This window comes from Paenibacillus sp. FSL R7-0340 (genome assembly GCF_038002205.1).
Taxonomy (GTDB): domain Bacteria; phylum Bacillota; class Bacilli; order Paenibacillales; family Paenibacillaceae; genus Paenibacillus; species Paenibacillus polymyxa_B.
Genome location: NZ_JBBOBY010000001.1, coordinates 5018548 through 5041119 on the forward strand (window position 1 = coordinate 5018548; position 22572 = coordinate 5041119).

The following is a 22572-nucleotide window of genomic DNA, read 5'->3' on the forward strand; positions in this document are numbered from 1 at the left end:
CCAGCAATAAGCTAGTTACCGCCAAGTAGAAAGCCATCCTTTTGATCATTTTTTTCCCACACCTCCTCATAAATAGATTGGAACTGTGTCTGTGTTTCAGGAGCCGCATGTGTTTTGAAATGAGAAAATAATCCAAAACAATTGGCAATAAGTAGTACATGATTAATTGTAACAGCTTTTTCAAACGCGTTTATTAAACATTTGAAACCATATGGATATCTACCTTTATTTAGGCTGTACTTAGCCATTTTGTACCAGAAGCGTACGTACTCTTCCGTTAAAACTTGTTGTGTATACATGTCAGAAGACAACGGTTCCTGATAAGCTGCAATTTGAGATTCAAAACGCTGAAGGATATGGTCTACATCTACATTGTACCGATTAGCAACTTCAAGAACGTTTAGTAGCTCGGCAAAAATCTCATTTTCGGCAGCCATGTGTTCTACGTAATCGGGGAGAACACTAATATCCCCGGACATAAGCCTGTTGACGTACGTATTAATTTTCGCCCATTGCTGATATTGTTTCTTCCAATAAAGTGAATCAGGGTCCTTCTCTTTTACCCAACTTAGATCGGCATAACCTCGAATATGTTCTAATGCCTGTTCATGATCTCCTTTCGCATCGCAAGCATTAGCACACAGCAATTCGGAGTAAACTATGTATACAAACAGTGGCCTGCTTAGCTTTTTTCGTGGCTCTGTTCCTTTTCGCTTAGAGTTATGAACCAAATTATATTGGATCTGTCCTAATTGACCCATTTGATGTGCAAATTCATACACCTTGTCCCACATACTTAATGATCTATACACGTTTGCTAAATCTTTTAGAGCATCTAATTGCTCTATCTCGTCTAAACGATCAACAAAAGGGGCAAATTCAATGGCAGCCTGAAGATTTACAGCTCTATCTTGTCCAATATTGATTTGGAACAAACGATACTGGCAGATCGCCAATCGCTCTGAATGCTGCTGTTTCTCACTTTCAGCCACCTTTTTGTAAAGGTATGCCGCTGCTTCATTGTAACCGTCTTTGTATACATTTTCGGCAACTTCAAAGAGTGATGGCGGATAATTAGGGTTATCCAATAACAGAATTACCACTCGCTGCAAGCAGTCCAGTCGTCCTAGCTCAATGCATCGGTATAGGAAAGGGCTGATTTTTTTCCAGTTGAGCGGAGATTCTTCAATACATTCTTCAATATAACGCTCGTAAAAATAATCCGGTGGTAAATTCATTCCCGCAGTAATACTATCCAGTTGGTGAACAGAAATAGATCGGTTACCGGTCACAATGCTACTAACTGTACCTACATTCAAATCAATCGTGTGACCAAACTTGGTCATCGTTAAGCCTTTTCGTTTCAAATAGGTTTGAATTTCTGCCTGTATCGTAGGTGTGATTTCCATGGATAAACCACCCTTTCAGCATTTTCATAGAATTTCAATTTCAATAAACAATATAGTTTGAAAACTAATAGTATAATTATTGATTTTCCTTCACGATAATACCATCTTTTGGAACAAACATAAATGCTTTTACTTTATTGATTTTTATATTTTTATTAGGAGATCATTGGATGTTGGACAATGGAAGGAGAGGATCATTTGAAAAATACAGGTATGACACGTCCCTTGGATACGTTAGGCCGGATTGTTATCCCTAAGGAGTTGCGAACCTCTATGGGTATTCAAGCTGGTGAGTCCTTAGAATTTTATTTAGATGTTGAAACAGGTTTATTGAGTATGCGGAAGTATATTGGAGTCTGCTGTCACTTATGCTATTCGATTCAGGATTTAAGCTATTTCAGGGATTCATTTTTATGTAAAAAATGCATAAACGATCTGAAGGGAAATATAGGTGTGAGTCAAATACCTGTTCCTGTTGTTAAGGAACCATACAAAGAAAAACGAGCACATCGGTCGCCTTCACAACATTTGGTTGAAAAGCTAAGAAAACTCATGCGCGAGCATCCAACAGCCAAGCAAGGCGAATATGCTGAATGGCTCGGCGTGTCCCAAGGCCGTATTTCCCAGCTTAAAAAGCTATTATAGGTATCGCACGACTCATATTCTAGCAAAGCTAAATAACCAGTCGCCGGTTGATTTCGTGCGACTGGTTATTTAAACTTTTCATTAGTAGGAAGGACTACAGGGGATAAATCATGATAGACCGACAGAGCTGACTGCTGTGACAAACATCTCTGACAAAACCTGTTATTTTTTGAGATAGTGTAGATACACGAAACAGTACAAAGAATGGGGAACTTATGACAACGACAAGGAAGAATAAGAAATCTTCGCAGGAGCAATCAGCCTCAGTTTGTACCTGCATTAATCTGCGCCGTTCCTCGATGGCTGTTACGGGACTGTATGACCGGTATCTGGCCCCGAGCGGACTCAATATTAGCCAATTCTCGCTTCTCAAGCACTTAACTGCGCTGGGACCGGCAAGTGTAAGCGAATTGGCGCTGGAGATGCGGCTCGACCGGACAACGATTGTGCGCAATTTGAAGGCGCTGGAGCATAGCGGATATGTGGAGGATACATCTGCTGAGGGCAGTCGCAACCGCTGCCTTACTCTGACGGAGAGTGGAAGAACGGTATACAACGACGCAGCCGAGCTTTGGGAGGAGGCGCAACGTTTTTTGCAGGAGTCATTGGGAAACGGGAATCTGCAGATACTGACCTCACTCTTATCCAAAATTGAACATTTGGGTTTGTGATTAGCCGCCTACTCATACATGAAGTGTTACTCAATTCGTGTATATACACGAAAAAAAGAAATGTTTCGCGGTATCAAGGCTGGTCAGTAATATATGTTAGCCCGCCACAAGACTTCTGAAAGGAAGCTTTGCTGTGAACAATAACCACGGAGAGGGATGTGGATAGGATGGTTGAATCCGTACCGGATATGAGAGAAAACATCGTAGCCGAGATGAAAACCTATGTGAGCGAAGACAAAGGCAATGTTTGTGAAGAACTACAGAGTCCTTATTACGAGGAGCCGATTATTCAATTTGCCGCGGGCAATGATCCTTTGTTTGAGGAGTACAAAAGAGTGGTCGGGCTCGACCACGCCACGCCGCAGGAAGCATTTGAACGTTCCTTTGGAATGGGGAGTTTTGATGGAGGTACCGTTATCAGCGTTGTGCTGCCGATCAGCGAGACGATCCGCAAGGCTAATCGGGCGCAAAAAGATAGAGCCTCAAGGGAATGGGCGCTGCTGCGGACCTTTGGCGATGAATATTTTGTACAGTCTGCAAGGCGGCATTTGGCGGGATACTTAACAGGCCTTGGTTACCGTGCAGTTGCACCGCTGGATACGGATTGGTACAGCATCTATGGTGCCACAGGGGGGCCGATCTCCAACTGGTCGGAGCGACACATTGCATATGCTGCGGGTCTTGGCACCTTCAGTATCAACGACGGCTTCATCACCGAAAAAGGAATTGCCATCCGCCTGCTGTCCGTGGTGACCGATCTCAAGGTGCCGCCTGATGCCAGAGCATCTTCAGTCACAGGCCATACCGGAAACTGCCTGCTGTGTAGCAAGGGCATCTGCGGTGTGTGCATTACCCGCTGCCCTGTGCAAGCCATCAGCAAGGAAGGCGGACATGACAAGATTGCCTGCATGAAATTTGTGTACGGCCAGGCATCACGGGACTTTGCGGTTCTAAACGGCGGCGAGGCCAAATCAGGTGCCGGCTGCGGACTGTGCCAGACCAAGGTGCCCTGCGAGAGCAGGAATCCGATGCGGACCGCCCGGTGAATATGGAAACCTTGAGGGCCGCCATTCTCAAGGTTTTTTTAGTACAAAAAAGATCATGCTAGTTCTGCATCAGCCAGTCACCCCTTTTACATTTAGTTTTCGTTAGCCGAGGTTGACGGTATCCCCTGCTAACGCTTCAATTGAGCTTCATTCGAAGTGCCGGACTTACGATCGAATGTAATTGGCCCTTTGCGGTTGACGAGCCGTTTCAGATCGACGGTCATTTCATTTTTCAGCTTATTTATAAGCTGTTCCTCATTAATTCCTTTGCTTTTAGCGATGTCGGACAACGATTTGCCTTGTCCCAACTCATTTTCTAAGCGAACAGGAGTGATACCCAATAGTTTGGCTACTTTTTCGTTCAGATGATGGTCCCAGCCTCCAGGCCGTTTGCCATGCCCGTGCTTATAAGCATGTCCTTGTCGATGGCAGTCCTGTGACTGCATGCGCCCTGGATCAGCCTCACCCTGAATAGAGTTGCTAGGAGTAAGAGCTTGCATCTGGGGGCTTGTCTTTATACCAGCAGCTTCGATCATCCCTGCACTACTATACATCATCACTCCTACATACAGGGTAGCAGTGATTAATTTCCATTGTTTTTTCATATTCAGGCCCTTCTTTCACCCATTTTAATTTAATATTTTCTCTTTCCGCTATTTTTATTCGTATTTTCACCTGTTAAGTAGTCACAAGACCGGGAAAATACGAGCTCATGAACATTTTTATCACGGTTATACCCCAATCTTCGATCTGAACGCACTCCTTGGAAACCTTATCCTGTAGGGTAAGTAAGAATGAAGTACTAAACTTTCTACAATATAATTCGAAATTTTTCAGGTAAAATATTAAGGAAAATATGATAAAATTTTTTTGTAATCGATTACAATTAAATTTTTGGAAATAAATGTTGTATCAAGCTACTACAGAATGCATTGCATCATAGTCAGACTACATGCAATTACACACAAGGAGGAAAGTCCAATGAAACAAAAAAGAATACGGTTATTTTTATCAATTTTGATTTGTTTTTCGCTTATCTTACCCGCAGTAAATGCACAGGCGGCAACAACGATCACCTCAAACCAAACCGGTACCCATGACAACTACTACTATGAGTTGTGGAAAGATTCCGGGAACACAAGTATGACTCTTAATAGTGGGGGGGCGTTCAGTGCCCAGTGGAGTAACATTGGAAATGCATTATTCCGTAAAGGCAAGAAATTCGACGAGACCAAGACACACCAGCAAATTGGAAACATTTCCGTAAACTACAGTGCCAACTACCAACCAAATGGTAATTCGTATTTATGCGTCTATGGATGGGCAGTTAACCCGCTCGTAGAATATTACATCGTCGATAGCTGGGGAAGCTGGCGTCCACCCGGTGCAACATCGAAGGGCACTTTTACCGTTGACGGGGGAACATATGATATTTATGAAACCACTCGGGTTGACCAGCCTTCCATTAAAGGAGACAAAACAACTTTTCAACAGTATTGGAGTGTCCGGACATCCAAACGCACAAGCGGAACCATATCGGTTAGCGAGCACTTCAAAAAGTGGGAAAGCATGGGCATGAAAATGGGCAAGATGTATGAAACTTCACTTACTGTAGAGGGATACCAAAGCAGTGGGAGTGCTAATGTAACTAGTAATACAATTACGATTGGCGGCAGTTCTGACGGCGGAACGACTACTCCTCCAGGCACAAGTACGAAAATAGAAGCCGAAAGTATGACCAAAAGCGGTCAGCATACCTCAAATATCAGCTCGCCGTTCAACGGAGTGGCTTTATACTCCAACAATGATTCGGTGAAATATACGCAAAATTTCACTAGCGGCACCCATAGTTTTTCACTACGTGGTGCCTCGAACAACTCCAACATGGCCAAAGTTGACTTGAAAATCGGTGGACAAACAAAGGGGTCCTTCTATTTTGGTGGAAGCAACCCTGCCGTCTATACTTTAAACAATGTCAGCCATGGCACCGGAAACCAAGAGATCGAGCTCGTTGTAACAGCCGATGACGGAACATGGGATGCTTATGTTGATTATTTGGAGATCAACTAACCTTATTATCTATTAAAATTGTTAAGGAGGTACAACCTTGTTTATAGCTAAAGCAGGAAAATGGACGGCGATTATGTCAATCACCTTGTCTTTATTCACAGGCTCGCTGGTGATCTCGAGCAACCAGGCGCTTGCGGCTGATTGCTCGAGCGGTTATGTAGCGTTAACCTTCGACGATGGTCCCAATCCCTCTAACACCAAATCGCTGCTTAGTGCTTTGAAGCAAAACGGTTTACGGGCGACGCTCTTTAATCTTGGACAAAACGTGCAGAATAATCCTTCGCTTGTACGTGACCAGCAAGCAGCAGGCATGTGGATCGGTAACCATTCATGGTCACATCCGCATATGACACAACTGAGCACATCGCAGATGTCATCGGAAATTACACGCACGCAGCAAACGATACAGTCCATTACTGGCACGGTACCAAAGTTATTCCGTCCTCCGTATGGCGAGACCAACGCAACCCTCAAATCCATTGAGACCCAAAACGGTCTTACCGAAGTATTGTGGAACGTTGACTCCCAAGACTGGAACGGCGCCTCCACCGCACAGATCGTAGCTGCTGCGGGCAAACTTAAAAACGGCGATGTGATCCTGATGCATGATCAGTACCAGACTACACTCCAAGCTATTCCACAAATTGCACAGAACCTCAAAAACCGTAACCTTTGCTCTGGTATGATCTCACCAAGCAATGGCCAGGCGGTAGCGCCTGATGGCGGAAACGGCGAAACGCCGCCAAACAAAGGCACAAAAGTGGAAGCAGAGAATATGACCAAAGGCGGTCAGTACACTTCAAATATCAGCTCGCCGTTCAACGGAGTGGCTTTATACTCCAACAATGATTCAGTGAAATTCACACAGAATTTTACCAGTGGCACCCATAGTTTTTCACTCCGTGGTGCTTCAAATAATTCCAACATGGCCAAAGTTGACTTGAAAATTGGTGGACAAACGAAGGGTACCTTCTATTTCGGCGGGAGCAGTCCTGCGGTCTATACTTTAAACAATGTCAGCCATGGAACCGGAAATCAAGAGATTGAGCTTGTTGTAACAGCCGATGATGGGACATGGGATGCTTATATTGACTATTTAGAGATCATCTAATTTTAAAAAAACAAAATCCCGGCGGGATCTTCCCGTCCGGGATTTTTGTCGATATCCTTTTTACAACATTCTCAATGTAAAAATAACAAAATCTTGAAAATTGCAATCTGTTGTATAATGGCGGTTAACAACTAGAAATCGCTATAAAAATATTCATAAGAGATGCAGGTGATAGCGATGGAATGGTATTTTGCATACAAAGACGAATTGGAAAAAGTATTTCGTCAAGCGGAGGAACGGACGTCCACGTTTCCAGCTCCCTTTCAGCAAGAGGGTTTGGACTATCTGGCGCGTTTTAATCCGTTGAGGGAAGACAGCACGCGTAATTACATATGCTATTTGCTTCCATTTTGGCTGCAAGAACTCACCGGACTCCCCCCCGAAACATGCCGCAAGCTGTCACTTGGCAACGTGTTCGTCATGGCTCACTATTTAATTCAAGATGATGTGATGGACACAGCAGCAGACAACCGTAAAACGCAACTCGCCTTAAGCCAGCTATTCTATACCGAGTGTCTAAGCGTATATCGGGACCTTTTTCCGGCAACCTCTCCTTTTTGGTCATATGCCCGAACGTATATTGATGAATGGGCCGTTAGTGTGACATCCGAAGGAACAGAGGACTATTTTCAAGGGGAAAGAAATAAGGTCGCGCTGAAAGCAAGTCCATTAAAAATGGCCGGAACGGGTGCTTTACTGCTTGCAGGCCGTGCCGATCTGATCCAGATCATTACAGATATGACGGACTTGGCGCTACTCGTGCTTCAAATGTCGGATGATTGGGCGGATTGGTCAGAAGATTTGGTCGAACATAGCTATAACTGTCTTTTGTCCCATATCAGTGCCGAGCAGAAGACGGCTTACTGTGAAGGATTGGGACCCAAACAGATTCAGGAAGCGATTTATGTACGCGGTGCGCTCGCCAGCTATGTGAACATTGCCGATCAAGCAGTCCAACAGTTAGAGACCCTGGAGCCTTCTATCCACGGCCTACGTAGCTTTGCACATTCTATCGCAGCGGAGCTGGGCGAAGTGGCGGCGGAAATTGAAGGCGGACGCTCGCATTTGAGAAGAGGCGGACTTGATTACTGGCTCTCCAAAAATATGAAATAATGCTAGATTTTTCTGAGTCTTTCGTGGTATACTGACTAGGTAAATATAACCAATTGAATGAGAGGGTGATTTTTGATGGCTACTGAAGTTCTTCAAACACAAGTCATTCAAAAAGCTTGGGAGGATGCCAGTTTCAGAGAGAAACTGATGACAGATCCCAAATCTGCAATTCGTGATGTGTTAGGAGTCGTGATCCCCGATCATATCCAAATCAAAACGTTAGAGGAAACGCCTGATCAGTTTTTTCTGGTAATTCCTCCAGACCCCTCCGGTGTACTCGCTGCATCCCAGAAACCTCGCTCGATGTGGTAAATTGGTTGTTAATGCTTATTTAATCTATATTCCTTAATCTCATGTGGGTGGGCTCAGCAAGCTTCCCTCCGTTTTCTCCGAATGCAAAAAAGCCGGATATTATCCGGCTACGGGGAAGCGGATGGTCGCTTCCGTTCCCACCCCTTTTGCACTTGTAAAAGTTATTTTTCCATTCATCGTTTCAATAATCCGAAAAGTCACCATCATCCCCAAACCCGTGCCTTTTGTCTTATTCGAGAAATAAGGCTCACCTAGTCTGGATAAAGTCTGAGCATCCATCCCTTCACCATTATCCCGAATATGAATGACAGCTTCTCCGTTGTCCACATAAGCCCATATATGAATATGACCCTGGTCTCGCAGCGCTTCAATGCTGTTTTTGATAATATTGATGAACGCCTGCTTGAACTTGGAGGAATTCCCGCGTACTTTGATTTCCTGGGGAATATCCAGTGAAATTTTTCCACCTTGCAAATTAGCCATTGGACTGATGATTCCTTCAATATGTTTGAATTCGTCCAATATGGTCAACGTTTTGGTTTGGTCAAACTCTGGCTTGGCAAAAGTCAAAAAATCAGTAATAATCGCGGAAGCTCGATCCAGCTCCTCCAGAGCGATATGTAGATAGTCTTTGTTTTTACCATCCTCCTGCTTGCTCATCAACTGAAGAAATCCACGTGTAACCTGAAGGGGATTACGTACCTCATGAGCTACAGATGCAGCCAGATCGCTAATAATCTCCATTTTCTCCGAACGTTGAAGCTCATTATTGAACATCTCCAGTTCTCTGGAATACCGAACCACCTGCTTGTGCTTTTCTGCCAGTCTTCTGCCCAAAATCGCGATCAACGCCAGTACAAAACCGAACACGCCCCATTTCCACAAAAACATATTGTAGTGTCCGTCCAGAATAAAGAACCAGCTCAGTTCCCCGATAGAGATGACTGCAAAAAATGCAAAGCCTGTCGATAAAATGATCGCTTCGTGATCACCCTTAAGTGCCATGCGAACCGAAGCAAATACCAGCAGTATCATTAAGGCGACGAGTAATATACCCAGGATGACTACACTAAAAAAATAATATATATCGTTCAACCGCTCCTGTGCTCCTAAATTAACAATCATCATGGTAAAGCAGAACAAAGAGTAGGCGGTTAACACCTTTCTGAATTTGCGAATCAGTATAATCGAATTGATATTTTGCTCAAAAAAGTAGGCTAATGAAGGTAGCAGAATAAATAGTGCCACATCAAAAAGTTGTAAGTACAGCTTGCCATAGCCGCGATAGAATGTATACAAGAATGGTGAATACGTTACGATCATCAGACCAATAGACAATACAATCGCACTTAGGGACAACCACATAGCCATACTCGGACGGAACAGAAAAAACGAGCAGATCAGTAGTACCAGGGCGATAAAGATAAACGTACTGCCCAGTACAATATCTAAAACATCCATTCTGACCAAGGTTCCCAATAAATCACGATAATCACCGGTCATCACATTGCCGATAATGCCCAGTCTATTCTTACTGCTTTCCGTCCATATGTATAATGTTTTACCGCTGTCTTCCGGCTTCAGCGGAATCAGAATACGATTATTCTCATAATTGTACCCACGGTAGGATTCGTAAAAATTGGTCCCATCTTTATACAGCGTAATATGCCTGCCATAAATATTTTCAAAAAGTACCGCTGGCGTTTCATCATTTAACGAAGGTAACTTAATACGAATCCAGGCGGAGCCTATATTACCGGGCTGCCTAAGCAGTTGTGTATCATCTTCAATATGCATCCAGATCTTGCTGCGATCCTTTACCTCATCTAAAGAGCCATCCTCGTCTACCGCTCCCCATCTCATATCCCAGGAGGGTATTTTATAATCCCTTTCCGGGGTCATTTTGGCCGCATAGGCGGAGTGGCCCAGCGACAACAGCAACACAATGACCGCTAGCAGGGTGGCGACAGCTTTGGGCACATGCCTCATGTTAAGCACCTCAAAGTTACATAGTAGGATTTACAAGTTTGTATACGTTTTAACATTTTTTACGTCCTGAAATTATATTATTCTATACGATGATGTGCATACCTTCTTCATAAGAAGGGTATCATGTTCTTTTTACTCATTTTTTGTAAAATCTTCATATTGATTAATGATCATTTCCTGTTCGCGCCGCTCCTTCTGCTCTCTAAGCCCCAACCACGGTTCACAATCTTCATCTTCATAGATCGTCCAAATATCGGAAAATAAATAATCGCGTATTTCTACTATTTTTCCGGCTTGTCCGCCATCTGTCCAGTATAAGCCTTCCGGGCGCCGAATGAGGGTGCGGGAAAATCCCGGGGTAGATGCCTTTTGACCTACTCGGATACGACTAATCATCGGACCAAACATGTACCATTCCAATTCATATCCCTCCCTATCTTCTTTATCATATCACAGCAGTTACCAAAAAAACGCTAATTGAGAATGGGCATATCCCTATTCGCATGATTTTAACTTCCTACAGACACACTAACTCAAGGTTTAGCCGTTCTGCTGTTTGGGTAAGGTCGGAATAAGCAACAAAAAATAAAGGAGCTGAGCAACATGGCCAATCGTGATGATCGAGCTAATGAGCTACATGACAATGATTTTGAGCCTTCTCTGCAAAATGCAGAAACCAACTGGGAGAATCTGACGGAAGGGCCGGATACTCCTCTGGAGGACGTCCCAGATGCCGATGAACTGACACCGAACAGTCCTGTCGATCCTTCTGCTCCTGCTGAATTCCTGCATGGTACCGATTTGCTGAACGGTACGGATGGAGACGAAGAAGAGCAACTGGACAGCGACGATATGCTGGATTAACCACTTCATTTTATCAGGTGAAAGAAAACGGTTACCAATTCTGGTATGCGGGTAATGAAGTGTATAACAGAAAGGAGTTGACTGATCTCCTATGTATAAAGATCCGATGTCTCAGGCCGATATGGAGTATAAGCGCTACAAAACCTTGAATCCTGTGGAAGCAGACGAACGTAGGACCGCGGACAAGACAACTACAGATGATATTTCGGCCGAAGATAACCCACGAGGAGTCGCATCTGCGAAGCCCGAACCCAGGGATCAAGGAAAATGAAAGGGTCAATTAGAGAATGCAAAAAGGGTGCAACCTAAGCCACGCAGATGATACATGGCTTGAGTGCACCCTTTTTGTACTTCATATGTTTACAATGGCAGCAATGCTACTGTCGATTTAGCTTCCAATCCATCTACCATTTCGTTCCAGACAGCAGGCTTGTTCGGCAATACTGTATAGTACCGACGTATAAAAGCTGCCACCAATTTGGCGCTCACTTCTTCCACGCTATCATCCTCAGGCATAAAGCCTAAATTCAGCCCTTCTACTGCTACACCATCGTTATTCCAGGACGGATGTACGTAGTCCAGATCCAAACGCTTATAGCCCAGATGAGATAGCACCTCACGTCGCACGTACGGGTCCATTGGCTTGACACCACCAAAGGGATGCTCGTTGCCACGGTAAGGGTCATAGATTTCAGCAAACATCCCCTGTAACTGCTGTCCGCTGGCCTGAGCAAGCGCGTGCAAGTCATTCTGGCGTCGTGTCCAAAGAAAACGGCCAATGCCCAGTCCCGGTTGTCCGATGATCGTAAAATCTGTCATAGCTACATTAAAGTCCTCATAATAACGATACTCTGTTGCACCAACTACCTTATCATCCTGTACCGCAACAAAGACACGAATACCCGGGTCTTCCAGCGGTTCCTTCCACAGACTGTACTCCAGCACTTCCTCTGGTGGAAATACTTCCTGCATTAGCTGATGCATGCTCGCAAACAAGGGGTCTTCAATATGAGTAATGCGATGATATTCCATAGGATAGGACACGCTCCTCTACAATTAGTGATGGGTATGAAACGGATTTCGCCATTCCATGAGGGCAGCATAATTACGCGATTGTTCATCATCCAAATAATTCGGCAGGATACAAACAGGCACCCGTCCGCAACGAAGCAGAAAAGTTAATACCGGGTCCTTCAGCTCACCAGACACTACGGCATCCACATACGCTTCTGCGCTCAATTGGTCGGCATGATGCTGATAACTAGGCATACGCCCCGCGCCCAGCAAACGATCCAGTCTCCGTTCAATCACAAGATGATATAAGGAAAAAATCAGCCATTTGCCCAGACCCAATCTGCGGTAAGCAGGACGTACCGCCAAATCAATCACATACAGCGCCTTGCCGTCCTCACAATGCGTACGAATATAACCGTCATCTGCTACTTCCTCCCATGTATGCTGGGGATGTTCGGGGTTATAATGCATCAGTAGGCTGGTTACCGAACCCGCCAGTTCCCCCTCAATTTCCACACACAGCGCTCCATCTGCAAAATGCTCTGTCTGGCTAGCAATCTGCTCCCGGCTCCATAACAGCTCCTGCGGATAAGGTGGGGGGAAGCTCTCCTGCTGAATACGCAGCAATCCCTCATAATCGGCTGTAGAATAATTACGAATCACCGCCCGTAGCGGCCGATCGCCGTCAAAGATGAACCATTCTTTGCGATACATGGCTTATTTCCTTTCATTAGCTCCAGTCTGTGTATAAATCTGTTCTACGGTCACGCCAGGTTGTAACCGAGCCCCGCTCGCGCACATCGTACAACAGCTGCAAATCGAGATCTGCTGTCACAATCATATCGTTGTTCAGTTCACCCTCCACCATAATGCCGCGTGGCGGAAAAGGAATGTCATTGGGTGTAATGACTGCGGCTTGTCCATAATTGGCACGCATAAAATCAACCGTAGGCAAAGCGCCGACAGTTCCCGTTAAAACGACATACACCTGATTTTCAACCGCTCTGGCGTGGCTTGTATATCGTACCCGGTAAAATCCGTGACGATCGTCCGTACAGGAAGGACAGAAAATAATATCTGCTCCCTTGGCCTTCGCCATGCGAACGATTTCGGGAAATTCAATATCATAGCAGGTCAGCATCGCTATGGTGCCCTTGGACGTCTCAAACACATTCAGCCCCTCACCGGGAGCCATATTCCATTCATGCACCTCTGTCGGTGTAATGTGAATTTTGTCCTGAGTGGCCACACGCCCGTCCGGGTAAAACAAATGTGCCGTATTATATAAACGTTCGTTTCTCCTAACTACATGAGTGCCACCGATAATATGCATCCCGGTTCGACGTGCGAACGAAGTGAATAATTCAAGGTACCGGTCCGTAAAATCCGGCAGGTAGTTGATCGTCAGAGCTTTGCCTTCACTATCACCAATCGACATAAGCTGGGTCGTAAAAAACTCGGGAAACAGAACAAATTCCGCGCCAAATTCCTCCGCTGTTTTGATATAATGCTCCGATTGCAGGGCAAATTGCTCGAATGAGTCAATCGTATGCAGATGATATTGAACCGCCGATACTCTGATTTTGCTCATAATTCCTCCTCGGACATCACGTCTTTTAGATTGCAAGGGGGGCCCGTTGCTGTTCACATTATAACCGATTCAAAACGGTGCGAAAACTGAACCTGATAATCAGGGCTTGCCTTCTGCACCTACTTTGTTTAAAATAAGGTCAAATCTTTTGAATACCATGAACAAAGACAGTGACGGAGACAAGTAAACGTCTAACGGATTCCCACAGAAAGGTACGAATTGCTGAGAGCGTACCGCAATCCCGCGTTGAAATTCACTCCCGAGTCGAGCCTTGAACCGACAGAAGGATTCATTCCTTTGTCCGCAGTAGAGGTTTCCGGAAGCCCCCGTTACGGGCATCAAGCTCAGAAGTTACTGCCGTCGACTGAACGACGTTGACGATTCGTATGTATACTTCTGTAATTAGGGTGGTACCACGGCATTCGTCCCTTGCGACGAGTGCCTTTTTGTGTTATTTTCTGCAAGAAAAGTCTATGGGCTGACAGAAAAAACAAATTTAAATTCGGGAAGGATGTAGTACTGTATGTCTACAAATGAAAATTCTTTGGAGCTGCTGCGTGAACAGCTCGATGCTACAAATTTGCAATTGCTGGAGTTGCTGTCCCAACGCGCTGAACTGGCGGGACAACTTGGAAAATTGAAGGAAGCTCAAGGGGTACCTGACTTTGATCCGGTACGTGAGCAACAAATGTTGGACAAACTGATCGCGGCTAACCGTGGGCCTTTTGACGATGCTACGATTCGCCAGCTGTTCAAAAATATTTTCAAGGCTTCTTTGAACTATCAAAAAGAAGAACACAAAAAACATCTGATCGTTAGCCGCAAAAATCAACCGGATAGCACAGTTATCAAGGTTAAAGATACGCTGGTGGGCGGCAAAGCCTCCATCATGGTTGCAGGTCCCTGCTCGGTCGAAAGCTACCAGCAAACTCGCGAAGTAGGTGCGGCTCTCAAGGAAGCCGGTGTGCCGATTCTGCGTGGTGGTGCGTTCAAACCACGTACGTCCCCGTATGATTTCCAAGGGCTGGGCGTAGAAGGATTGCAAATTCTCAAACGTGTAGGCGACGAGTTCGGGCTGGCTACAATCAGTGAAATCGTCGATCCAAGACATTTGGAGGAAGCCATCCAATACATCGATATTATCCAAATTGGCGCGCGCAACATGCACAACTTTGAATTGCTCAAAGCTGCGGGTGAAACCAGAACTCCGGTTCTGCTCAAACGCGGACTGGCTGCCACAATGGAAGAGTTCCTTCATGCTGCTGAATACATTGTTTCCCGTGGTAACACGCAAGTCATGCTGATTGAACGCGGTATCCGTACGTACGAAAAATGGACGCGTAACACGCTGGATATTTCCGCTGTTCCGATTTTGAAAAAGGAAAGCCATCTGCCTGTATTGGTGGACGTGACTCACTCCACAGGACGTAAGGACATCCTGGCTCCTTGCGCCAAAGCTGCCTTGGCTGCTGGAGCCGACGGTATCATGGTGGAAGTCCATCCAAACCCAGCAGTCGCTTTGTCCGATGCTCAGCAACAGCTGAACATTCCTGAGTTCCACAACTTCCTGTCTGAAGTCAAAGAATCCGGTTTATTCAAAGCGTAAAACTAATTTTATGCCGGGATTCATAAACCGCTTTCATTTTCTCGGACAATGATGTAAAATTGAATCAGGATTGTGACTGATCATGCAGGCAAAACCTAAATGTATGTATGCTCGACTTTTGTTGAGACATATATATGTTTAGGTTTTTTTTATGCCTAATTCTTGAATAAAAAGAATACCTACATGGTTATAATCCTAAAAAAACATCATAGGAACGTTCAGAGAGGGGAACAGAAATGAGAGAAAGAAAAGGGTTAAGCATTTTTTTATTAGCCATGATTTGTATTTTGATCATCAGTGGCTGTAGTAGTAAGGCTCCCGCCGTTGTGAAGGATGAAAGCGCTGCTCCAACAGAAAAACAAACGGAAAATAAAGTAGAAAATAAAGCAACCAAGGCCAGAACGGTAATCACTACCGATGGAGAAGTAGATGATATGAACTCTGTCATTCGCTTTCTTCTTTACTCCAATGAAATGGATTTGTCGGGGATTGTACTGACTAGCTCCGTATATCATTATGCAGGTGATGAAAAGGCTGGCATCAAGCCATTTAGATGGACCGGAACACAATGGGTAACGGACATGATTGATGCCTACGGAGAGATTTATCCCAACTTAATCAAACATGCCGAGGGATATCCAAAGCCTGAATATATCAAGAGCGTTACCAAAATAGGTAACATTTCAAATAAAGGTGAAATGGACCAAGAAACGGAAGGCTCCAATTTCCTTAAAACACTTTTCCTGGACGATGACAAAAGAGATTTGTACGTACAAACTTGGGGTGGAACCAATACCACGGCCAGAGCTTTAAAGTCCATTGAAGACGAATATAAAAATACAGATCAATGGGAAACGATTCAAAAAAAAGTAAGTGATAAACTCGTACTGTACATCATTCTGGACCAGGACGATAGCTACAATAATTACATCGCTAAAAATTGGCCTGATATCAGAATTATCAATGATCAATCTAACTTCTGGCATTTCGCTTATGCTTGGAAAATGCACACAGAAGAAGTAAACAGCAAGTTGCACGGGGAATGGAACTTCAAAAATATTAAAGATGGTCATGGCAAGTTGCTCAATATGTATGCCTTGATGGGCGATGGCAATATCATCAAAGGCGAGTTGGATGAAGAACAAAGAGGCAGTGAAGCCTACTTAAAGAAAAATCCACAATACGACAAGTATGACTTTATTTCTGAAGGTGATTCTCCATCCTTCTTCTATTTAATTGATAACGGATTGCGGAGTATGGAAAACCCAACCTATGGTGGCTGGGGAGGTCGTTTCGGTGTCGTTAACGATAAATTATTTAGAAATACCGTGTTAGATTATGATGTGCATACGAAAAAATTCGAAGCAGAGTATTCTCTGATGCGTTGGTTTGATGATATTCAAAATGACTTTGCTGCTCGTGCAGATTGGGCTATTGCATCCGACTACAAAGATGCCAACCACAATCCAACGTTGACCATTAAAGAAGGATTAGACCTAACCGCTAGTCCAGGGGAGAAAATAACCCTGCATGCAGAAGGTTCAGATCCCGACGGTAATCAATTGACCTATAAATGGTGGAGATATTTTGAAGCAGACACGTATGAGGATTCTAAAGTAAAACCAGCACAAGTTAAACCTGAATTGCTGGGGGAAATGCAGCTTGGGCTTCATCGAGAAGTAGCTAAAGGCGAGAAAGTAAACACGATTGACTTGCAAGGTAGTGATACGAATGCAGTTAGTTTCACAGTTCCTGCAGATGCTAAGTCAGGGAATACGCTTCATATCATTGCAGAAGTACATGACAATGGAAAACATCCTTTAAAGCATTATCAACGTGTGATTGTAACCGTAAAATAATTGAACACAACATCCAATAAAATTAGGCTCATGGAATAACACTCCATGGGCCTGTTTATTTTTGCACATCGGACCTCAGACAATCTCTATACACGTTTAATGCTTTTTTCAGTCAAAGGAACATAATATCCTTTGCCATTCGGACCCATAGCAAATTTATTGCGAAGATGAATTAGATTAGGGCCGAATTTCGCCTCTAATTGTTCACGGAACTCATATAGGATTTCCATGATATAAATATCATGAATAATCACTTCTGTAATCGGCATCACCAGACCCGGATGCAACGTCCATGCAGCGCGGCTGTCATCACCAAGTGAAAGTATGCCAGCTACGACCTCCCGGTCGTCTACGCTAAGTACAATCCACCGACCACCAATTTCAGACGTAATCTCCTCACTCATATCATGGCGGTAAACAGTAGCGAAATCAAAATTAAGCTCCCCATACGCTACAATGATCACTTCAATTCCTTGTTGAGCGACTTGCTCTAAGGCATCTCGGAACACCTCGGCATCCTCTTTCCAAATTTCCAATAAAATTCGGTGTTTTGCTCCCTTTACCCCTTCATTTATGCGATTGATAATGGCTTCATACCCCGAAATATTCCAAATATTCTCTCTATTTTGAAATGATGCTGTGTACTGCTCCAAACTCTCTTGCGCCACATTGAAAATCTGCTCTGCTTTGCGTTTTCTCTGGGCAATCAATTCATGTGGCGGGAGCGGCACATACAGAGGCGTATTTTCTTGACTGACCATGATATCCCCACGGCTGACCATTCCAGACAAAACCTCGTAAATTTTGGATCTCGGTACCCCGGAATTCAATGAAACGGCGTATCCCGAAAGTGGAGAGCTTTCCAATAAGGTCACATAAGCCTTAGCTTCATATTCACTAAAATTCAAATCCCGTAGAATTTCTAATATATTTGGTTTTGGTTTCATGACGTCTTCTCCTCAATTCGTGTTCATCCTTACTATATCACTTCCCCTTGACAAAAACTGATATACACACTATCTTTTTAGTAACGTTTTTATAGTAGTCACTTTAGTAGCTACTATCATCATTTCACAGGGGATTACCTCAGGGAGGATTTAACTTGAACAAAGTCATAGCTCATCACAGCGAAAGCAGCCGGATTTACTACGGTTCTACGATTCTGGCCCTATTGATCTGGAGTACATCGTTTATTGCCACCAAAGCAGCCTACACGACGTTCCCCCCTCTTACCTTGGGTCTATCCAGATTTATTATAGCTTCCGTTGTGCTAGGTATCGTTTTGCTGATTAAAAAAGAACATATCAAAGTAAAGCCAAAAGATTTGGCTACGATTTCGTTTAGTGGTGTTTTGGGAATCACTCTCTATTTTTCAATGGAGAATATAGGGGTTAGCTTGACTACCGCTTCCAACGCAGCATTAATTGTTGCATCATATCCCGCAATTACATCGCTGCTTGAACTTATTTTGTATAAAGTGAAAATATCCAAATATAAAATTTGCGGCATAGCACTGGCCATGATCGGGGTATATTTCTTGACTTCAGTTGGCGAAAGTTCGGCTAATAAGAATCAACTAATCGGAAATTTAATATTGATTGGAACGGGTTTTGCGTGGGCGTTTTACACTTTCATGACGCGCAAGGTAGTGGACAAATATCCGCCTGTGACGTTATCTTTTTATCAAACTGTTGCAGGGAGTATCTTTTTTATACCGTTGGCTCTATTAGAAAAGGATAGTTGGCAGGCTCCGACAACAGGATCGTTTATGTTGTTAGTATATTTGGGCGTATTCTGCTCCGTTATCGCATTTTTGCTTTACAATTACGGATTAATCAAGCTGTCACCGAGCAGTTCCGTTTCTCTGATGAATTTGGTTCCGATATTTGGAGTCTTATTTTCTGTGTTACTTTTGCAAGAAACGATTACATGGCGCCAAATCATTGGTGGTTTGGTCGTCATTATAGGTGTCCTACTGAGTGCTCATCAAACGAACCGTACCTAAAATGATAGATTGCACACTAGTTATAAAAGTTAAGATAAGCATCGTTGTTATAGGTATTAGCGCTACAGTACAAGGGCGAGTGACCTCACCAAAAGTTTCTCGCCCAGTCGGTTGCATTTATGCAGTCGGCTTTTTTTCTTTTATATAAAAAAGGTGGTTATATTGATTGATGAGGTTATCCATAATTACAGACTGTCTGAGCACACTGGCATGATTAAAGCCATGTTTTGCTTGCAAAATATACAGCTTTTGACGAGCTTTCTCAAGCTGTTGACGCAAAATGTCGTCTCTTATCATAATATATCCCTCCTTGTCATATTATCAGTGTAGAGGGTTATGAATAAGTATACTAAAAGTAAAGGTTTGGGATAATTATCTAATAGCACAAAAAAAGACCTGCTCTATGAGCTCTAAGGTTGTCCTCTTAGACAATCCTGTGTGATTCGCTTATCCGGCAGAATGAATATCCTGATCCGTCACGTTCTTCCTGGCTGAAACCGGGAACACGTTTTTTCCCTTCGCCCATAGCAACAACGCTGCAAGCAGCAGTATGCCACCGTTTAACACAAAGATCCAGCGGATTGGCATCCAGCTGCCAAGCATACCGCCAATCAACGGCCCCGCCATGGTCGCGAGTTGAGTAGCTGATTGGCTCAAGCTAAAGGCTCGTCCGCGAAACTCCGGCTTGGTGACCTCCACAGTCATTGCGTTGATAGCCGGCATGACGGACGCATAAAACAATCCATATCCAAACCGAAGCGCACCAAAACCAACAAAGTTGGTTACAAAAAATTGTAAGATGTTCCCGATTCCCGAACCGATCAGTCCAATCAGCAGCACGTGTGCAAATCCGGTCCGGCCTCCAATCCGTCCCCATCGGGGAGCCATGAGCACCGCCGCAATACCAACGGCTGAGAATACAATCCCGGAACTTAAAGACGCCCGGCTACGGTCAACTCCCATTTCAAGCACATATACCGTAATTAACGGTTCCAATATCATGACGGAAAAGGTACTTAATCCCGCCAGAATAAGCAAAAAGCACAAAGGCCGATTAGCAATAGCCTCCTTGATATCATCACGAACATGCGAGCGGGTACTGGTTCCCTTGAAGCTGTCCTCTCTAGCGCCAAAAGTCGCGATTAACGCAGATACCAGCACAAGAGCTGCAGAGAAAAAAAAGGCATTCCGATTGCCATAATAATGGCTCACTACACCGCCAATCAGCGGACCTATAATGCTGCCTGTCGCCCCAGCGGTCGCCATAATACCGAGTGCATAGCCGGTTTTCTCCTCAGGCGAGCCCGTTCCGACCAGCGCAATCGCAGCAGGAATAAACCCGGATAGAAGGCCTTGAAACAACCGTACTCCTACGAACACATACGGATCTGTCACAAAAGCACATATCAGGTACAACACCGCCAGGCTAAAGCCTGAACGAATCAACATCGGCTTACGTCCATACTTATCTGCAAGCGAACCCCAAAATGGGGCAATCAGCGCGCTGGCTAAAAAAGTGACTCCAAAGGCAATCCCCGACCACAGTTCCAGATGATCATTTACGCCCATTTCCGTATTCAGAAAAATAGGTAAAAACGGAATAGACACGGAATAGGCCATGCTGCAAAACAATACTCCAATCCACAAAATGACCAGGTTTCGCTTCCAATATAGATGCATGATGCCACACGTCCCTTCTGCTCATTCCATTATTACCCTCTAAATTAGAAAAGTCTACCGCCCAGCTCATCCTTCAATCGTGGAACAACCGTGCAGAAGCTGATATAATCGAATGGAATGGAGATGATGACATGGCTAAGAAGAGAAATTCGTCTTCCCCTGCTCCTGCGGCTCAGGACAAACCTGCTACGTTAAAAGATCTGTTGAGTCAGGATGTGCTGAATAAGCTTAAGGCTCAAGCCAATGAAGCCCAAGCAGAACAGGACAAGCGTAAAGAAGACGAACGGCAGCGTGCCGTCGAAGCAAAAAAAGCTGAACAGAAGAAGCTGGATAACAACTTCGAGCATCTACTGAATAACAGCAATTTGGACTGGCACAAATATAAATAAGCCAAAACCACAACGGTTTTGGCCTATCTTTACGCTTTATGTTATAGCCAGTCACGAATATGTTGTACTGAGTACAGCACCCCTACCCAAACCGGCAGACTGAACGCCATACCCCATATGAGACCTTTCGCCAGCTTTTTGTCTACCTCCATCATGATCCTGCCCCTTTCCTTGGGAATAGCAGCAGTATGGGTCAAGAATACGGCTTTCAAACCCGTATTTCCTTATCCCCAGCAAAAAAGGTATGATAGAAAATGGAAAAGTGTTCTGCGCTGCCCCCAAACTATAATTTAGGATGTTACACCATCCAACCTTTCAGGAGGAATATCAATGAACCGAAAAACGATACGCCCATGGTACACGCTGTGCCTGCTGGCCATCATGCTCGTGCTGGTTGCTGGATGCGGCACAAAAGCGGCCGATGTGGAAGCTGCCAGCCGGACAAGCACTACAACTCCTGCTGCGACTAAAGACAAAAGCAAGGCTGTTTCCCATCCGATTGTCACGATTGTCATGAATGATGGCAAGAAAATTAAGCTTGAGCTGTATCCGGAAGTAGCACCGAACACGGTTAACAACTTCATTTCTTTGGTGCAAAAGGGAGCCTATAACGGTACCATTTTCCACCGTGTCATCCCAGGCTTTATGATTCAGGGTGGTGATCCGCAAGGTAACGGTACAGGTGGCCCCGGCTACAGTATCAAAGGCGAATTCAAGAGCAATGGTGTTAACAATACACTCAAACATACACGTGGCGTATTATCCATGGCCCGCTCAGCGGATCTGGATTCGGCCGGATCGCAATTTTTCATCATGGTTGCCGATGCGGACTACCTCGACGGTCAATATGCCGCTTTCGGTAAAGTAACGTCCGGGTTGGATGTGGTCGATGCTATCGTCAATTCCAAACGAGATAGCAATGACAAACCCATCAAACCGGCTACGATGAAAAAAGTCACTGTGGATACGCTGGGTAAAAAATATCCAGCTCCAGTCAAAGTAAAGTAAGACATCAAATCAGTCTTTCAAAACGGGATAACAGCAACGACCTTGTGCATACGCATGAGGTCGTTTTTGCTTATCCCCTGATGCTTTCTAAGCTGCTGTCTCTGTGATGTAGTAAGAGTATATACACAAAAGGAAGCGTTTTCAATCATTATTTTTAAAGTTTTTTCCGTTATAAAAGCCGCCAGCGTTC

At 44.4% G+C, this 22572-nt stretch carries 23 protein-coding genes and 1 other annotated feature; of the genes, 13 read left to right on the forward strand and 10 right to left on the reverse strand.

Annotated elements, in window-relative coordinates:
• Positions 1–11: 11 nt before the first annotated feature.
• Positions 12–1409, reverse strand: a complete 1398-nt coding sequence (locus tag MKX59_RS22315; protein WP_340858958.1) for a helix-turn-helix domain-containing protein — start codon at positions 1407–1409, stop codon at positions 12–14.
• 198 nt (positions 1410–1607) lie between these two features.
• On the opposite strand from MKX59_RS22315, the gene MKX59_RS22320 reads away from it, so the two are divergent.
• The 3 genes from MKX59_RS22320 (at position 1608) to MKX59_RS22330 (ending at position 3771) form a co-directional block, all read left to right on the forward strand.
• On the forward strand, positions 1608–2054 hold the full coding sequence (locus MKX59_RS22320) for an AbrB/MazE/SpoVT family DNA-binding domain-containing protein (RefSeq protein WP_340858959.1): 447 nt from the start codon (positions 1608–1610) through the stop codon (positions 2052–2054).
• 215 nt (positions 2055–2269) lie between these two features.
• Entirely contained in the window at positions 2270–2725 is a 456-nt protein-coding gene (locus MKX59_RS22325; RefSeq protein WP_220027180.1) for a MarR family winged helix-turn-helix transcriptional regulator, read from the forward strand.
• 167 nt (positions 2726–2892) lie between these two features.
• Positions 2893–3771: a (Fe-S)-binding protein gene (locus MKX59_RS22330; RefSeq protein ID WP_340858960.1), complete on the forward strand. Its 879-nt coding sequence runs from the start codon at positions 2893–2895 to the stop codon at positions 3769–3771.
• 128 nt (positions 3772–3899) lie between these two features.
• Here MKX59_RS22330 and MKX59_RS22335 read toward each other — a convergent pair whose 3' ends face one another.
• Positions 3900–4376 (reverse strand): hypothetical protein, encoded by a 477-nt coding sequence (locus MKX59_RS22335; protein ID WP_023987333.1) that lies wholly within the window; start codon positions 4374–4376, stop codon positions 3900–3902.
• 376 nt (positions 4377–4752) lie between these two features.
• Here MKX59_RS22335 and MKX59_RS22340 point away from each other — a divergent pair, with 376 nt between their 5' ends.
• The 4 genes from MKX59_RS22340 (at position 4753) to MKX59_RS22355 (ending at position 8377) form a co-directional block, all read left to right on the forward strand.
• Positions 4753–5841, forward strand: a complete 1089-nt coding sequence (locus MKX59_RS22340; RefSeq protein ID WP_023987332.1) for a glycoside hydrolase family 11 protein — start codon at positions 4753–4755, stop codon at positions 5839–5841.
• 37 nt (positions 5842–5878) lie between these two features.
• Entirely contained in the window at positions 5879–6952 is a 1074-nt protein-coding gene (locus MKX59_RS22345) for a polysaccharide deacetylase family protein (RefSeq protein WP_023987331.1), read from the forward strand.
• Positions 6953–7129: 177 nt separating this feature from the next.
• Entirely contained in the window at positions 7130–8065 is a 936-nt protein-coding gene (locus tag MKX59_RS22350; protein WP_068938483.1) for a hypothetical protein, read from the forward strand.
• A 75-nt stretch (positions 8066–8140) separates the two neighbouring features.
• Positions 8141–8377: an NHLP leader peptide family RiPP precursor gene (locus tag MKX59_RS22355; protein WP_013309068.1), complete on the forward strand. Its 237-nt coding sequence runs from the start codon at positions 8141–8143 to the stop codon at positions 8375–8377.
• 99 nt (positions 8378–8476) lie between these two features.
• On the opposite strand, the gene MKX59_RS22360 is transcribed toward MKX59_RS22355, so the two are convergent.
• Both MKX59_RS22360 and MKX59_RS22365 read right to left on the reverse strand, forming a co-directional pair.
• Entirely contained in the window at positions 8477–10366 is a 1890-nt protein-coding gene (locus MKX59_RS22360) for a sensor histidine kinase (protein WP_023987329.1), read from the reverse strand.
• Between the two features lie 132 nt (positions 10367–10498).
• Complete coding sequence (locus MKX59_RS22365; RefSeq protein WP_023987328.1) at positions 10499–10786, reverse strand: hypothetical protein; 288 nt, start codon at positions 10784–10786, stop codon at positions 10499–10501.
• Positions 10787–10969: 183 nt separating this feature from the next.
• On the opposite strand from MKX59_RS22365, the gene MKX59_RS22370 reads away from it, so the two are divergent.
• The gene (locus MKX59_RS22370) at positions 10970–11230 is read left to right on the forward strand and encodes a hypothetical protein (protein ID WP_023987327.1); all 261 of its coding nucleotides are present in this window, start codon (positions 10970–10972) and stop codon (positions 11228–11230) included.
• A gap of 360 nt (positions 11231–11590) precedes the next feature.
• Here the strand turns inward: MKX59_RS22370 and MKX59_RS22375 are convergent, their stop codons facing one another.
• From MKX59_RS22375 to MKX59_RS22385, 3 genes are read right to left on the reverse strand one after another with little or no spacing between them, the layout of a single operon-like run.
• Positions 11591–12262 (reverse strand): hypothetical protein, encoded by a 672-nt coding sequence (locus MKX59_RS22375; protein ID WP_028543187.1) that lies wholly within the window; start codon positions 12260–12262, stop codon positions 11591–11593.
• A gap of 24 nt (positions 12263–12286) precedes the next feature.
• The gene (locus tag MKX59_RS22380; protein ID WP_023987324.1) at positions 12287–12958 is read right to left on the reverse strand and encodes a GNAT family N-acetyltransferase; all 672 of its coding nucleotides are present in this window, start codon (positions 12956–12958) and stop codon (positions 12287–12289) included.
• Between the two features lie 16 nt (positions 12959–12974).
• Positions 12975–13835, reverse strand: coding sequence for a carbon-nitrogen hydrolase family protein (locus MKX59_RS22385; RefSeq protein ID WP_028543188.1), 861 nt, complete (start codon positions 13833–13835; stop codon positions 12975–12977).
• 161 nt (positions 13836–13996) lie between these two features.
• Positions 13997–14268 (forward strand) — a binding site (T-box leader).
• Between the two features lie 90 nt (positions 14269–14358).
• On the opposite strand from MKX59_RS22385, the gene MKX59_RS22390 reads away from it, so the two are divergent.
• Together MKX59_RS22390 and MKX59_RS22395 are read left to right on the forward strand one after the other, a co-directional pair.
• Positions 14359–15441 carry a bifunctional 3-deoxy-7-phosphoheptulonate synthase/chorismate mutase gene (locus tag MKX59_RS22390; protein WP_013309063.1) on the forward strand — a complete coding sequence of 361 codons (1083 nt, stop codon included), beginning with the start codon at positions 14359–14361 and terminating at the stop codon, positions 15439–15441.
• Between the two features lie 236 nt (positions 15442–15677).
• Positions 15678–17300, forward strand: coding sequence for a DUF1593 domain-containing protein (locus MKX59_RS22395; RefSeq protein ID WP_340858961.1), 1623 nt, complete (start codon positions 15678–15680; stop codon positions 17298–17300).
• An 86-nt stretch (positions 17301–17386) separates the two neighbouring features.
• Here MKX59_RS22395 and MKX59_RS22400 read toward each other — a convergent pair whose 3' ends face one another.
• Positions 17387–18247 carry a TrmB family transcriptional regulator gene (locus MKX59_RS22400; RefSeq protein ID WP_028543189.1) on the reverse strand — a complete coding sequence of 287 codons (861 nt, stop codon included), beginning with the start codon at positions 18245–18247 and terminating at the stop codon, positions 17387–17389.
• 155 nt (positions 18248–18402) lie between these two features.
• Here MKX59_RS22400 and MKX59_RS22405 point away from each other — a divergent pair, with 155 nt between their 5' ends.
• Entirely contained in the window at positions 18403–19305 is a 903-nt protein-coding gene (locus tag MKX59_RS22405; RefSeq protein ID WP_028543190.1) for a DMT family transporter, read from the forward strand.
• Between the two features lie 117 nt (positions 19306–19422).
• Here the strand turns inward: MKX59_RS22405 and MKX59_RS22410 are convergent, their stop codons facing one another.
• A complete protein-coding gene (locus MKX59_RS22410) occupies positions 19423–19602 on the reverse strand; it encodes an aspartyl-phosphate phosphatase Spo0E family protein (protein WP_025723205.1) in 180 nt (59 codons plus the stop codon).
• A gap of 150 nt (positions 19603–19752) precedes the next feature.
• Positions 19753–20985 (reverse strand): MFS transporter, encoded by a 1233-nt coding sequence (locus tag MKX59_RS22415; RefSeq protein ID WP_023987318.1) that lies wholly within the window; start codon positions 20983–20985, stop codon positions 19753–19755.
• Between the two features lie 131 nt (positions 20986–21116).
• Here MKX59_RS22415 and MKX59_RS22420 point away from each other — a divergent pair, with 131 nt between their 5' ends.
• Together MKX59_RS22420 and MKX59_RS22425 are read left to right on the forward strand one after the other, a co-directional pair.
• Positions 21117–21374, forward strand: coding sequence for a YqkE family protein (locus tag MKX59_RS22420; protein WP_023987317.1), 258 nt, complete (start codon positions 21117–21119; stop codon positions 21372–21374).
• A 330-nt stretch (positions 21375–21704) separates the two neighbouring features.
• Complete coding sequence (locus MKX59_RS22425) at positions 21705–22382, forward strand: peptidylprolyl isomerase (RefSeq protein WP_023987315.1); 678 nt, start codon at positions 21705–21707, stop codon at positions 22380–22382.
• The last annotated feature ends 190 nt before the right edge of the window (positions 22383–22572 follow it).